This is a genomic window from Leeuwenhoekiella obamensis (assembly GCF_055391795.1).
The window spans coordinates 1,943,329-1,957,341 of sequence record NZ_AP029251.1; the positions used below are offsets into that span (position 1 = coordinate 1,943,329).

At 39.2% G+C, this 14,013-nt stretch carries 11 protein-coding genes; 5 read left to right on the forward strand and 6 right to left on the reverse strand.

Translation table 11 applies throughout. The features are described 5' to 3' along the window. Positions 1 to 2: 2 nt before the first annotated feature. The 4 genes from ACZ5L8_RS08640 to ACZ5L8_RS08655 all read right to left on the reverse strand — a co-directional run bounded on the left by ACZ5L8_RS08640 (position 3) and on the right by ACZ5L8_RS08655 (position 7,857). Positions 3 to 1,466 carry a sulfatase family protein gene (locus tag ACZ5L8_RS08640; protein WP_464436605.1) on the reverse strand — a complete coding sequence of 488 codons (1,464 nt, stop codon included), beginning with the start codon at positions 1,464 to 1,466 and terminating at the stop codon, positions 3 to 5. Positions 1,467 to 1,681: 215 nt separating this feature from the next. Next, positions 1,682 to 3,154, reverse strand: a complete 1,473-nt coding sequence (locus ACZ5L8_RS08645) for a RagB/SusD family nutrient uptake outer membrane protein (RefSeq protein WP_464436607.1) — start codon at positions 3,152 to 3,154, stop codon at positions 1,682 to 1,684. 8 nt (positions 3,155 to 3,162) lie between these two features. Next, complete coding sequence (locus tag ACZ5L8_RS08650; protein WP_464436610.1) at positions 3,163 to 6,504, reverse strand: SusC/RagA family TonB-linked outer membrane protein; 3,342 nt, start codon at positions 6,502 to 6,504, stop codon at positions 3,163 to 3,165. A gap of 189 nt (positions 6,505 to 6,693) precedes the next feature. Beyond that, positions 6,694 to 7,857: a FecR family protein gene (locus ACZ5L8_RS08655; RefSeq protein ID WP_464436612.1), complete on the reverse strand. Its 1,164-nt coding sequence runs from the start codon at positions 7,855 to 7,857 to the stop codon at positions 6,694 to 6,696. A gap of 105 nt (positions 7,858 to 7,962) precedes the next feature. Between ACZ5L8_RS08655 and ACZ5L8_RS08660 the strand changes: the two genes are divergently transcribed. Beyond that, positions 7,963 to 8,553 (forward strand): RNA polymerase sigma factor, encoded by a 591-nt coding sequence (locus tag ACZ5L8_RS08660; protein WP_464436614.1) that lies wholly within the window; start codon positions 7,963 to 7,965, stop codon positions 8,551 to 8,553. 76 nt (positions 8,554 to 8,629) lie between these two features. Here the strand turns inward: ACZ5L8_RS08660 and ACZ5L8_RS08665 are convergent, their stop codons facing one another. Then, the gene (locus ACZ5L8_RS08665; protein ID WP_464436617.1) at positions 8,630 to 8,929 is read right to left on the reverse strand and encodes a hypothetical protein; all 300 of its coding nucleotides are present in this window, start codon (positions 8,927 to 8,929) and stop codon (positions 8,630 to 8,632) included. Between the two features lie 247 nt (positions 8,930 to 9,176). Here ACZ5L8_RS08665 and ACZ5L8_RS08670 point away from each other — a divergent pair, with 247 nt between their 5' ends. Beyond that, on the forward strand, positions 9,177 to 9,548 hold the full coding sequence (locus ACZ5L8_RS08670) for a hypothetical protein (RefSeq protein WP_464436620.1): 372 nt from the start codon (positions 9,177 to 9,179) through the stop codon (positions 9,546 to 9,548). Positions 9,549 to 9,652: 104 nt separating this feature from the next. Then, complete coding sequence (locus tag ACZ5L8_RS08675; RefSeq protein WP_464436622.1) at positions 9,653 to 10,135, forward strand: hypothetical protein; 483 nt, start codon at positions 9,653 to 9,655, stop codon at positions 10,133 to 10,135. On the opposite strand, the gene ACZ5L8_RS08680 is transcribed toward ACZ5L8_RS08675, so the two are convergent. Next, a complete protein-coding gene (locus ACZ5L8_RS08680) occupies positions 10,132 to 10,845 on the reverse strand; it encodes a copper homeostasis protein CutC (RefSeq protein ID WP_464436625.1) in 714 nt (237 codons plus the stop codon). The genes ACZ5L8_RS08675 and ACZ5L8_RS08680 overlap by 4 nt on opposite strands. Before the next feature lie 98 nt (positions 10,846 to 10,943). Between ACZ5L8_RS08680 and ACZ5L8_RS08685 the strand changes: the two genes are divergently transcribed. Next, positions 10,944 to 13,079: a glycoside hydrolase family 97 protein gene (locus ACZ5L8_RS08685; protein ID WP_464436628.1), complete on the forward strand. Its 2,136-nt coding sequence runs from the start codon at positions 10,944 to 10,946 to the stop codon at positions 13,077 to 13,079. A 123-nt stretch (positions 13,080 to 13,202) separates the two neighbouring features. After that, positions 13,203 to 14,009 (forward strand): phosphatase PAP2 family protein, encoded by an 807-nt coding sequence (locus ACZ5L8_RS08690; protein WP_464436630.1) that lies wholly within the window; start codon positions 13,203 to 13,205, stop codon positions 14,007 to 14,009. Positions 14,010 to 14,013: the final 4 nt, after the last annotated feature.

Genomic DNA, 14,013 nt, shown 5'->3' on the forward strand with positions numbered 1-14,013 from the left:
GATTAATGTCCGTGGTATGGTTTCCAGTTCTCGTGACCGGGAGACATGTGTTCTAATGCCTCTAGCTCTGTCTTTACGCCTTCATCTCCCTGTTGCTTCATCCAGTTCTCTAATTTGATGCGTAGTTCTTCTTTTACTTTATCAAACTTAGGGTTAGCCGCCAGATTATGCAGTTCATAAGGGTCATTAACGATATCATATAATTCTTCTGCAGGTCTGTTTTTGTAGCGTTCTACCCATTGTCGCTGTTCTTCATTCTCAGCATGCACCTTCCATGCATCAATGATATCATCACGCACAACTACTGTATTGTAAAAAGAAGAATCTGCACTTAAATTACGGATGTATTTAAAAGAATCAGACCGCACTGAACGCACAGGGTACGTTGCTGATCCCCAAAAAATACCGCGTGTGGTTTGCGCACCATATACATAATTTCGGTAATCATCCTTGCCATCTAACAATGCCTGCATAAAACTATTACCATCAAAACCACGGTATCCATAGGCATCGCTAATACCTGTATCATAGCCAGAAGCATCACCACCTACAGCATCAATAAGCGTAGGCAAGATATCTACATATTGTACCATTGCGTTATTCCGTGTGTTTGCTTCAATCTTACCGGGCCATCTGGCGATAAAGCCTGTTTTTAAACCCAGATCATAGTTAGTCCATTTCCCGAAAGGAAAAGAAAAACCTTGTTCGCTGGTGAACATGGTAATGGTATTTTCTTTCTTACCAGCATCCTTAAGGTGCTTAACGGTCTTGCCGAAAAGACTATCCATATACGTGATCTCAGCATAATATCTGGTGAGTCGTTCACGGGTTTCGTGTGCATCAACCATATATTCACCTACTTCTAATTTGTCTGCATTATATTGCGAGGCGTCTCCTCTATTCCACGGGGTGTGCGGTTGGTTTTGTGCAATAATGAGAAAGAAAGGTTGATCACTATTTACAATACTTTTGATCTTATCAAGATCTATATCAGCACCGTTTTTACCGTCGTCATGTTGACGGCCGCCCAGATAATGTATTGGGTAAGATTCATCAGGACCGTAATGCTGTTTACCTATTAGAGCTACTTCATAGCCCATTTCTTTAAAATAATGTCCCACACTTTTTACGCCATCACGCACCCAACTATGATTAGGATACGCGCCGCTACGCACAGGATACAATCCCGTTAAGATCTGTTGTCTTGTGGGAGCGCACATTGCAGTTGTGGTAAACATATTGTCAAAAGACATTCCCTCTTTAGCAAACGCATCCAGATGAGGTGTTATCACGTCTTTGTTTCCATAAGGACCTATGTCGCGCCACATAAGGTCATCGCCTATAAAAAGAAGAATATTAGGCCTTTCGGAATTTGTAGTTGGGGTGTTTTGCTTTTTTTGGGCGCAAGCCAAAATTAAAAATACACAGCCAGAGAGCGCATATTTTAAGAGATTGAGAGTATTCACATTAGTTCATTTTTCAGTAGTTCGCTTTATTCGTGACACACGTTGTGTCTGTAGTTTTCTTAGTAGTTTTCTTTCACCAGAAAAGTTGGACACAAATGATATGTGCCCAACCATTTCACTGATGAAAATTTTAGTAACAGTTGTGATGCCCTACGCGATCACGGCTAGTTACCAGAGCCTTAATATTCATTTCACTTTCGTGAAAAGGTCAACGATTAGTAGCCGGGGTTTTGCTCCACGTTAGGGTTACTATTTAATTCGTTTTGTGGTATTGGGAAAAGCACATGAAAATCCTGAGCATTCGTAATACCGCGAGATTGCGCATTAGAGATCAACTTATCATGACGAATAAGGTCTTCTCTTCTCCATCCTTCTGAGTAAAATTCCCAACCTCTTTCTTCTAAAATGATATCATTAAAGTTATCCTTAGTACCAACGTCAGTTAAAGTATAATCCCCCAAATTAGATCTGTTTCTAATCTTATTTACAAGGTCTACAGCTTCTTGCGTTGGGCCATTAAGCTCGTTTAAAGCTTCGGCTCTAGCCAGAAGAATATCTGCATAACGGATCACGATCTGATCGTTACCGCTCTCGTTTTGAACCTGATCGTTATCAAAGAATTTTAAGCTGCGGCTATCATCAGCGTTATTACGTAGGTTGATAATACGCCCACCTAAATTCTCATACACTTGCACGATCGCTTGATAACGCTCATCTGTAGGATCAAAAGAATCTACAAAGGCATCTCTAAGTCTGTACTGCGTCGGGAAGTTGTTCATCTGCCCAGCGATGTACTCAAATTCTGGGATATTCTCAGCTCTTCTAAATCCAGGAGGAAATGCTCCACAAGGATACCAGCTACTTGCCGGTCCTGGCTCGTTAATAGAAGGCCATACCATGATCATCTCTTTGTTTTGCTCATTCTCAACAAAGAACATCGCACGATACGTAGGGTAAAGTTCATAATACTGAAGATTCATAAGATCTTGAGTATAGGTAACGACCTTTTGCCATTGTCTGCTATTAAGGGCAAACTTAACAAGTGTTCCTAGTGCATGACCTTTAGTCGCTCTACCATAGCCTTCTTCTTGTCCTGGCGCTGGTAGATCGTCAATGATATCAAGAAGTTCAGACTCGATAAATGTTCTCATCTCTTCGTCTGTAGCTCTTGCTAGTTCACCTTCTTGACCAGTGCTTGTTCTTAATGGCACAGGGCCAAAATGCTTATAAAGCTCTGCATATTCCCACGCTCTAATAAAACGTGCTTCAGCTTTGATAAGGCTCTCAAATTCTGGCTCAAAACTACCTGCTTCAAGACTTTCTATAACAAGGTTACAGTCACGAATTGCAAAGTAATTAGGGTTCCAGAAGTTTGTTAACCATCCGGTTTCAGAGTCTAGTGTGAAGTTGATGTAGTTAACTAATTGTCTATTTGCATTACCGCCAGAGTTAAAGGCGATATCTGTCATACATTCCATCTGCATCACGTGGTTCTTCCAGTTGTCACCACGGTTGTTCGTATTATATGCCGAGAATAATAACGCCTTAAGACCATTAGGGCTGGTAGCGATATTATCTGACGCAAACCTGTCTGTAGGGATCGTCTCCAACTCCTTTTCGCATGAAGCGAAAAATACAGACAACAATAACACGGGAAGTTTTATTTTTCTAAGTATATAAATCATCATAGTATTTTTTAGAATTGAACATTAATTCCAACCAAATATGTTCTTGAGAAAGGATATGAGTTGTTATCTATTCTAAGAATATCACTACCGGCAGAGTTTGCTGCTGGATCTAGACCAGAGTAGTCTGAGAACGTCAATAGATTTTGTCCTGTTACATACACATTGAATTTGCTGAAGACAGGAATATTATCTACCGGGATGTTGTAAGACAATGTCGCAGATTGTAATCTGATGTAAGATGCATCTTCTACTGTCTTTGTATTTACCAATCGTTGCCCTTGTGAGTTAGGATTGATAAAAGAAGGATATTCATTAGAAGGATTCTCTGGCGTCCATCTATTAAGATATGGCTCTGCAAATCTGTTTCTTCTAAAGTTAATAGGGAAATAAGAATCAACAAGGTTGTTGTTAAGCGTTGAAGCGCCGTGTACACCTTGTAGATAAAGGTTTAAAGAAAGTCCTTTGTATGTAAAGGTATTTGTAAAACCCCAGTTAAAATCAGGGAATGGTTTACCGATGATCTGTCTGTCTTCAGAATCAATAGTACCGTTACCATCAATATCGCGATACTTAATATCTCCTGGAACAACATTATCATTTGTTACAGAGAAATCATCATCTTCTTGCCAAATTCCATCTACTACATAGCCATAATACGAGTTTAGTGGATCTCCTGGTCTAATGATACTTACACCGCTTGTAAATCCAGAACCTCCCGTAATGATACGCTCTGAAGAACCTATGTTAAGCACCTCGTTTTTAATAGTGGTGATATTAAAATTAGCATCCCATCGGAAAGAGTCACTATTAAATATCTTAGCATCTACAGCAAATTCAAAACCTGTATTTCTCATGCTACCCACATTCGTAACGATGCCGGTAAAACCAGTGTTTACAGGAAGTGGTTCTCTTAAAAGAAGGTCAGACGTTTTTCTGTTGTAATAATCGATTACAAATGATAGTCTGTTTTTTAATATCGAGAAATCAACACCCACGTCTAACTGATTTGCAGATTCCCATTTAAGATCTGGGTTTGGTGCAGTTGTACCTGGATTTATGGTGTTGTATTGTGTACTTCCAAAAAGTGCATTAAGTCCGTTTTGAAAAGTCGCTAAGTACAAATAGTTAGCAATACTTGCGTTACCTATCGCACCATAACTACCTCTTACTTTAAACGAGTTGATCACATCGCTATCCTTAAGAAAATCTTCTTCATGCATCTTCCAAGCGATCGCTCCAGAAGGGAAGAAACCAAATCTGTTATTAGGTCCAAAACGTGAAGAACCATCAGCTCTTAATGATGCCGTGAACAAATATTTATCATTAAGCGAGTAGTTTACTCTACTTAAGAATGAACCAAATTTAGCCGACTGCGAACCACTATTAATATTGTTTAATAAAGGATCACCACCTTGAATACCATCGGTTTTAAGATCTGGAAGGGTATAACCGCGACCATTACCGTTAAAACCTGTATTACCAAAACGCTCATAAGTTGCTCCCACAACTGCGTTTATATTGTCATCGCCAAAATCTTCATTATAGTTAAGCGTACCTTCAACAAGAAAATAATCTCTACGCTGAGTAATGATAGTCGCAAGACCACCAAAAGCTCCACCTTCTAAAGTTTCTGGACTTACAAAAACATCACGTCTTGCGTTAGAAACATCAGCTCCTAATTTAACTTTCGCAGAGAATGTAGGCGCGATAAAATACTCGGCATAAATATCTCCGTAGGTTCTAAATTCTCTTGATTTTGCATCTTCACCATTCAATAAAGCTAATGGATTATCAAGTGGCAAAACAAAATCTGATAATTGATAATTACCTTCTGCATCATAAGGTAAAATAGTAGGGTCATAGTTTATCGCAGTATAGATCGCACCTGCGTTACCATTAATACCTGTACCGTTAGAAGCATAATCGTTATAGATATAAGAACTGTTAAGGTTTATACCAAAGTTGTATTTATCCTTCTCACTCACCTTAAGGTTAAGACGTGCATTATAACGCTCAATACCTGAATTTTTAACAACACCTGCCTGATCAAAATAGTTCAAAGAAGCAAAATATTTGATCTTCTCTGTACCACCAGAAAAACCAATGTTATGGTTCTGGATTACCGCATCACGATACAATTGATCTTGCCAGTTCGTTCCATTTCCTTCTATACCAGTAACACGCTCACCTTCGCTACCACCGCCAGCATCAATGATATCATTAAGGATTTCCATATACTGTTGTGGATTCAGCAGATCAAGCGTATTCACAACGCTTTGAATACCCATGTAAGAATCATAGTTCACTTTCATGCTACCTTCTTTACCAGACTTTGTGGTAATAAGTACAACACCATTAGAACCACGAGCCCCGTAGATCGCAGTTGCCGAAGCATCTTTTAAGATCTCGATAGATTCAATATCCTGTGGGTTAAGTGAGTTTAAAGGGTTACGACTGTTTTGACCGCCTACAAAACCTGCTCCACCTGCTCCTGCAACTGGCGCATTGTTTACAGGCACACCATCTATTACATATAAAGGATCATTTCCTGCGCTGATAGAGCTGGCACCTCTAACACTTACAGACATCGCACTACCTGGTTCACCACTTTTTTGGTTGATATTTACACCAGCCGCACGCCCTTGCAATGCTTGTTGAACAGATACATTCCCTCCGGGAGTAAGATCTTCTGCTTTTACTGAAGTTACAGCACCAGTAAGGTCACTCTTTTTTACTGTACCATAACCCACAACCACGATCTCATCAAGACCTTCAGTGCTTTCAATAAGGGTTACACTTACAGAAGAAGAGTCGCCTACAAGAACTTCTTTACCTTCAAAGCCCATAAAACTGAACACAAGAACAGCTTCATCGCCGGCAACTTTAATGGTAAATTTTCCATCAAAGTCTGTTACCTCGCCATTTGAGGTTCCTTTTTCTAGAACATTCACGCCAGGTAAGGGATTGCCGTTTTCGTCAACTACAGTACCGGTTACTTGCTTGCTTTGCAGCGTGGTATTTTTGGCTGCAGCCAAATCATCTTCTACAGCTTCGCTGGGTTTAAGAAGCACTTTTTCATCATAGATCTCATACGTTGTTTGGCTTTCGCCAAAAAGAGCATCAAGGATCTTAGGTAAACGCTTTGCATTTATGTTTACCGAAACCTTGCGATCAAGATTTACCGTGCTTGTATTGAAGATAAATTTAAAAGCAGTTTTTGCTTCAATTTCATCTATAACTCGCTCAACGGTAACATCTTCTAATTGCAGAGATATTTTAGTTTTTTGAGAATAAGAATTACCCGCTTGCACCGCAAACGATATAGTGAAAAGTATAATCGAGAGTCTCATCTTTAGACCGAATTTGAATTTCCAGGCAGAAGGCCTGAATTTCCATTGTTTTTTCATAATTTCAAATGATTTTTGGTGATTACTAGTTGGTGATCGCTCATATTTATCATCGGGGAATGTGCCAGCATTCTCCGATTTTTTTTGAGGGGTGATCGGCATTAAAAACGATTGTGTTACATAGGCGTTGATTTATTGAATAACAACCTCATTATTAATTACTTCAAATTGAATATCATATAGTTTATTGAAATATTCCAGAACCATTTCTATATCTTCATTCTCTACATCTATCGTAGCATTAAACTTCTCTTTGCCCAGTTCTGCGTTTGTATTTATGATCTTCACGTTGTAAAAACGCTCTAGTTTTTTAAGAATATTATCAAAAGGTAACTCTCTAAACACCACATAACCGTTAGTCCAGGCAGTATAAATAGATGTATTCACCTCTTTTGTCTCAATATTTTGAGCTTCTTTTTCAAAAATCCCTTTGTGACCAGGTGTTAAAATAGTGTGCTCCGTATTTTCTGGATCTTTATTAGCTTCTAGCTTAACAGAACCATCTACTAAAACTACTTCTGTAGTAAGATCTTCGCTGTAGTTTGCCACGTTAAATGTGGTTCCCAGCACTTCTATATCTAGAGAATTTGCTTCCACAATAAATGGATGGGCTTTATCATGCGCCACATCAAAGAAGGCTTCCCCTTGCAAGAATACTTTACGTTTTTTTCCTTTTATGAAATTTACAGGATACTTAAACGTACTACCAGAGTTAAGCATCACTTTTGTGCCGTCAGACAATGCGACTTTAAGTTGCTTTCCGTAAGGTATTGTAAGTGTGTTGTAAACGAGCTTAGCTTCTTTTTTCGAAGTATTTGTATACACAAGCTCTTGACCTTTTTGCTCACCTACCTTTTTACCTTTCTCGTCATTGATAATAAGATTACCGTCTTCTTCAAGCACGGTCACTTCTCCTTTAGCATCTTCTAAGGTGATAACATCTTCATTCACAACAATGGCAGGTTGTTCTGGCTGTGGGATAAACTTATCTTGAAGTAAAAAACCTATACCTAGTATAACGATCAACACAGCAGCATACTTCATATAGGTTTGCATCTGCTGTTTCCTTATTCTTTGCTTATCGTTGCGTATCTCCTGAAGCAATCGCTTCTTCATTTTATCGGAGTCTGGTTTATTCATACCTATATAAATCGCAAAGTGTGTTTTTAAATATTGTTTGAACATCGTTTCATTCTCCGGCATCTGTATCCATGCATTTAAAATATCAAGGTCCTCGCTATTGGCGTTGCCGTTTAGATATTTTAGCAATGAATTCTCAATGTTTTTTTGGCTCATTTCAATACGTGTTCTTACCTTATTACGGTAGACATTAACGATACCCTAACTTTTTCTTGATATTTTTTTTATATTCGGACACTTTAACGCAAAACATTAAAAAATGTGAAAACGCTACCCAACTATCACGACAACGGTATTCTTATAGATCGTCTCAAAAAAGGGGAAGAACAAGCCTACATTTTTTTGCTGGATCATTATAATAGACGCCTATTTGCGTATGCCATGACCTTTGTAAATGATCATGCGTTAGCAGAAGATATCGTGCAGAATGTTTTCTTAAAAACGTGGCAGTTTCGCAAGAAATTAAATTGCAAATATTCCATACAAAGTTTTCTCTACAAGTCTGTATATAACGAGTTTATAGACCTTTATCGAAAAGACAAATCCACTACGGCACTTGAGGTAAAATACTACGAAGCTATGAGTGAGATCGTAGAAAAAATGGATGAGAAAAAGTTTACAGAGATCATCGAAGTTGTCACCCGCGAGATCGAGAAATTACCGCCGCGTTGTAGACAAGTTTTTACCATGAGTAAGCGAGAAGGATTAACAAATAAAGAAATTTCAGAGTACATGGAAATTTCTATTAAAACCGTTGAAGCACAGATCACAAAAGGTTTTAATATGCTGCGTAAGGAGCTAGGAGACAAATACGAAACTATATTTTTCCTGTTATTCGGTAAGATCGCTTAGAGGTATTTTGGCTTAAAGCCAAAAAAAACCAGCCCTAAGGCTGGTCTTCACTCAATAGTATATATAGAAAAACGTATTATTTAATTTCTTTGATCACACCTTCACTAGAAGGGTGCGTTGCATCTTTAGCAGGACTATAAGTCACTTCAAACTCCTCTCCCACTTCATCATTATCTTTTAAATCATTGATCGCAGCATCTTCATTTTGCGCCTCTAGCACAACTGCTTTAAGATCTTTATCTGTAAAGAAGAAATACTCCCCTTCATAACCGTCAAAAACTAACCTTTCGCTTACTGTATCTTCATTGATCTCTGAGAAATCAGGATTTGTAAACGAAACGATAACTAAACTAAATATTGCGAGTAAAACTTTCATGTCTTTTGATTTTGTGAGATAAAAGTAACAAGGCTTAATCGCTTCTTTTTAGTTTTTGTAAATACTTTAGCATCGAGTATTAAAACTTTATTAAGCTGCTTAACAATTCTCGTAAGTATGTGAATTTTTTTAAGAAAACCCGGAGCGATCATGCGTTTTGCCATTTCGCTTTAAGCGAAATAAAATCACACATCATTTTGATTTTGCATTGAAGAATAGTTTACTTTTGTCCGTTATTTCTTTCAAAATGAAGAATTTTAAAAACATAGTTTCATCTGTAAGCTTACTACTGCTCTACTTTGCATTGGGAAGCTTTACTGCGCAAGCAGAGGTGAGCTACAACTATGCTGATTCTTCTCAAGAAACTGAACATAGATCATCAGTTGTTAAGGCAAATACGCTGGGGCTTCACTCAACTGAGAGTGAAACAGTCGTTGAAAACCTTACAAATCCTACAAGTTCATCTGACGAAGACAATTCGCCAGGCCTGTGGGCATTTCTTAAGCCTGCTGATACCCGTATAGTACATGCCCTGAAGCAGTATTTAGATTTTGCGGTTGATCTTAGGATCGCAAACCGCAAGACAGATCTACTCTTCCCGTTTCACGATTTTCTATAAATAGTTCTACGCGATCACTTTAAAGATATCCTTCTATAAAGAGGGATGCGCTCGCTTGTTTTTCACCCCTAAGAAAAAGAATTATTTACTAAAATTTTAAAATTATGGAACTAGGAACCACTGTGATGGGCATAACCTTATTAGTGTTGTGTACACTTCCTTTTATACTGGCTATGAATGGCCAAAAATCAAAACAAAAAAAGCTCGTAAGATCATTGCAAACCCTCGCAGATCCGCATCAGTCTAAGATCGCTGATAAAGACTGCTATGCCAACTTTGCCATAGGCGTTGATGAGTCAAACTTGCACTGCTATTACTACAAAAAAGGCAAAGAAATAGAGCTTAAAAACTGTATAGAGTTGACAGATGTTGAACACTGCAGCATCAATAAAGTAACAGAATCTAAGTTTAAGAATGATCATGTAGACAAGATAGAACTTGTACTGCGCTCTAAGGATAGTAGCAAGCCTTCTCAGGTTTTAGAGTTCTACAACTCTGATGAATTTATGACCATGGGAGGCGAATTAAAGTTGGCTCAAAAATGGGAACAAAACCTTAATAACATTATTCACCGTAAGGCGAGTTAAGAAAGTAGTTGTTGTGTTGATTTTACGATCTCCCGCACAAGATCCACATCTGTGATCGCGGGAGCGCTCGTACCAAAAAGGCTGGCGTCATCGTCAGTCTTTTTCGTTTTGGCTTGCGCCGAAAGGTGAACACTGGTGAATCCAGCTTCTTTAAAATGTAATACATTATCGATATTCACACCAGATCCTGGCATGATCTCAACATCACCTGAATGTGCCAAAAGCTCCTTTAAAAGATCAAAACCTTCTATTGCCTTTGGCTTTAAGCCAGATGAAAGTATCCGTTGTACACCAAGTTCCTTAAGCTGTTCTAATGTTTTTAATGGGTCTGCAACACAATCAAACGCACGGTGAAAGGTAAAATGCAATCCTTGAGCGGCTTCGATAAGTCTTTTGGCGAAAGCCATATGCAAAGAATTATCCTCATGCAAAGCTCCGCTTACCACACCAGCACAACCCAACTCAACACAGTATTTTATATCCTGTATCATAATATCGATCTCATCCTCAGTGTAGACAAAATTCCCGCTACGTGGCCGGATCAAAACGTGTAAAGGTATCTTGAGTTCGCTAACGGTTTTTGCGATAAGCGCATGCGACGGCGTCACACCGCCCACAGCGAGTTCACTACATAATTCTACACGCGACGCGCCACCATCTTGGGCGGCCTTTGCGCTGGCATACGAGTTAGAACAAATCTCTATTTTCATAGCAGCAATTTACAACAGATTGTAGAAATCATTTTTGAGTTACTACAACGGTTGAGATTTGGATTTTCGTAAATTTACGTTCCTAAATTTTAGAATAAATGAAAAAAACACTGTTCTTACTTCTTTCGATCATCACGCTGGGTGGCGTGAGTTACGGTCAAGAATTACTTTCGCCAGATGGTAATTTACAAATGACCTTTTCGCTGCAAAGCGGCACACCAGAATATAGTTTAACCTACAAAGGTAAACCTGTAATAAAGCCTAGTAAACTAGGTTTTATGATCAAAGATATGGAGCCTTTAACGGGTGATTTTTTGCTTAGCGCGAAAGAAACTACTACTGTAGATCAAACTTGGGAACCAGTCTGGGGTGAAACTAAAGAAATAAGAGATCATTATAACGAGCTGCTTGTAAAACTGGATCAGGACGAGACTGGCAGAAAAATGAATATCCGCTTTAGATTGTTTAATGACGGTTTGGGTTTTAGATACGAATTCCCACAGCAGGATAATCTTTCATACTTCGTGATCACTGATGAAAAAACAGAATTCGCGCTTGCCGGCGATCATAAAACTTTCTGGATACCGGGAGATTATGATACGCAAGAATATGATTATACCACATCAAGACTCTCAGAGATCAAAGGTCTTTTTGAAGGTTCTGTAACTCCTAATGCTTCTCAAACTCCTGTTCCTAATACGGTGCAAACCGCTTTAATGATGAAGTCTAACGACGGACTTTACATTAACCTTCACGAAGCTGCGCTGGTAGAATATCCTGCAATGCACTTAGAACTAGGAGAAAACAACACCACGCTTGAAGCGCATCTTACACCAGATGCAGTAGGCAATATGGCATATATGCAAGCTCCGCGTAATACACCATGGCGCACAGTGATGGTGAGCGATAAAGCGGGAGATATTTTGCTATCTAACATCACTTTGAACCTTAATGATTCTAATGTTCTTGATGACACTTCATGGATCAAACCTGTAAAATACGTTGGTGTTTGGTGGGAAATGATCACGGGTAAAAGCTCTTGGGCGTATGCAGATCTACCTAGTGTTCGTCTAGGTGAGACAGATTTCGCTAATGCGAAACCTACTGGCAAACACGGCGCAACTACTGAGCATGTTAAAGAATATATTGATTTTGCTGCAGCGCATGGCCTTGACCAAGTTCTTGTAGAAGGATGGAATGTAGGTTGGGAAGATTGGTTCGGCAAATCAAAAGATTATGTTTTTGATTTCCTTACTCCGTATCCAGATTTTGACCTTCCAGGACTGCGTGATTATGCAAAGAGCAAAGGCGTTCGCATTATGATGCATCATGAAACTTCAGGATCCATCCGCAATTATGAGCGCCACATGGATGCTGCATATCAGTTTATGAAAGACAATAATTATAACGCTGTAAAAAGCGGTTATGTAGGAGATATCATTCCGCGTGGTGAGCACCATTATGGCCAGTGGGCGGTAAATCATTATTTGTATGCTGTTAAAAAAGCAGCAGAGTATGGTGTGATGGTTAACGCACATGAAGCCGTGAGACCTACAGGTTTGAGAAGAACATATCCTAACCTTATAGGTAATGAATCTGCCCGTGGAACCGAGTATGAAGCCTTCGGCGGAAATAAAGTAGATCACACAACCATTCTACCATTTACAAGGTTAATAGGCGGCCCAATGGATTATACTCCGGGTATTTTTCAGACCGATGTTAGCAAAGTAAATCCTGGCAATACATCTAGAGTACGCTCTACTATTGCGCGTCAGTTGGCATTATACGTTACCATGTACAGTCCGTTGCAAATGGCGGCTGACCTGATCGAGCATTACGAGGAGCATCCAGACGCTTTTCAATTTATCGAAGATGTTGCAATTGATTGGGACAAAACATTGATCTTAGAAGCAGAACCAGGAGATTTTATCACGTTTGCACGAAAAGAAAAAAACGCAGACAACTGGTTTGTAGGCCGCACAAACGATAAAGAAGTGCGCACATCGAGCATTGCGTTTGATTTCCTTGACAAAGGAAAAAAATATATAGCAACCATTTACTCAGATGCACCTGATGCGCATTGGGAGACAAATCCACAAGCCTATAAGGTTGAGAAATTTGTAGTAACGAGTAAGTCTAAACTAAAGCAAAAGTGCGCTTCTGGCGGTGGATATGCGATTAGCATCATTCCTGCTGAGACTAAAGATGAATTAAAAGGTCTTAAACGACTGTAAGTTATCCAGATTTCAAAAAATTGTTATAATAACGTATTAGCGTATTGTTAAAGCCGTCCTCACAGGGCGGCTTCTTTTTTACTTTGCAGAGAAAATCGCTCACAAAGCTTAACTGCTATTTATATGAAAAAGACCTTTATCACTGCGCTGATCTGTTTAGTTACTTTTAATTTGGCTTTCGCCCAAAAATACGATTCTCCGTATGAGACCAGTTGGGCAAAAGACGGTATCTGGCTTGGAGGAGCACTTGCCACCTCTGCCGGCGGATTCTTGATCATTCAGAATAAAGAAGGAAGTAGTGAAGAATTCATCATGAATCTCGACAAGGATGATGTTCCATTTTTTGATAGATGGTCTGCCGGTTATCATGATGAAAATGCTAGTAATATAAGTGATATTCCATTCGCGGTTTCTTTTGTCGTGCCAATTGCGGCATCGTTGATCGATGGTAATCAGAATGATAATTTTGGTCAGGTAAGCCTATTATATGTTGAAAGTTTAGCAACAACAGCTGCCATCTTCACAATGAGCGCCGGACTCACCCGCAGAATACGCCCCAGAGCCTACAGCGATGATATAAGCATTGAAACCAGAGCAAAATCTACAAATACAAGATCTTTTTATTCAGGGCATACAGCAGCCGCAGCCACTGCAACATTCTTTGCTGCAAAAGTGTATAGCGACTTTAATCCAGAGGCTAAAGGCAAATGGCTTGTTTGGACGGGCGCTGCAGCGGTTCCCGCTGCAATTGGAGCTTTACGCTTAAAGGCCGGTCAACATTTCCTTTCAGATGTTGCTTTAGGATATGTTTTAGGTGCTGCTTCAGGTATTTTGATCCCAGAATTACACAAGATCGATGATGAGAATTTCAGTTTCTCTCCCGTGTTTTCCCCAGACTATAAAGGACTGTATGCGAGCTATAGGTTTTAATTTG

What these genes read in the sequence shown, in the direction of transcription:
- ACZ5L8_RS08650 (WP_464436610.1), bottom strand. Translation starts at nt 6,504, where the DNA reads ATGAGACTCTCGATTATACTTTTCACTATATCGTTTGCGGTGCAAGCG.
- ACZ5L8_RS08665 (WP_464436617.1), bottom strand. Translation starts at nt 8,929, where the DNA reads ATGAAAGTTTTACTCGCAATATTTAGTTTAGTTATCGTTTCGTTTACA.
- ACZ5L8_RS08645 (WP_464436607.1), bottom strand. Translation starts at nt 3,154, where the DNA reads ATGATGATTTATATACTTAGAAAAATAAAACTTCCCGTGTTATTGTTG.
- ACZ5L8_RS08680 (WP_464436625.1), bottom strand. Translation starts at nt 10,845, where the DNA reads ATGAAAATAGAGATTTGTTCTAACTCGTATGCCAGCGCAAAGGCCGCC.
- ACZ5L8_RS08675 (WP_464436622.1), top strand. Translation starts at nt 9,653, where the DNA reads ATGGAACTAGGAACCACTGTGATGGGCATAACCTTATTAGTGTTGTGT.
- ACZ5L8_RS08690 (WP_464436630.1), top strand. Translation starts at nt 13,203, where the DNA reads ATGAAAAAGACCTTTATCACTGCGCTGATCTGTTTAGTTACTTTTAAT.
- ACZ5L8_RS08655 (WP_464436612.1), bottom strand. Translation starts at nt 7,857, where the DNA reads ATGAGCCAAAAAAACATTGAGAATTCATTGCTAAAATATCTAAACGGC.
- ACZ5L8_RS08670 (WP_464436620.1), top strand. Translation starts at nt 9,177, where the DNA reads ATGAAGAATTTTAAAAACATAGTTTCATCTGTAAGCTTACTACTGCTC.
- ACZ5L8_RS08685 (WP_464436628.1), top strand. Translation starts at nt 10,944, where the DNA reads ATGAAAAAAACACTGTTCTTACTTCTTTCGATCATCACGCTGGGTGGC.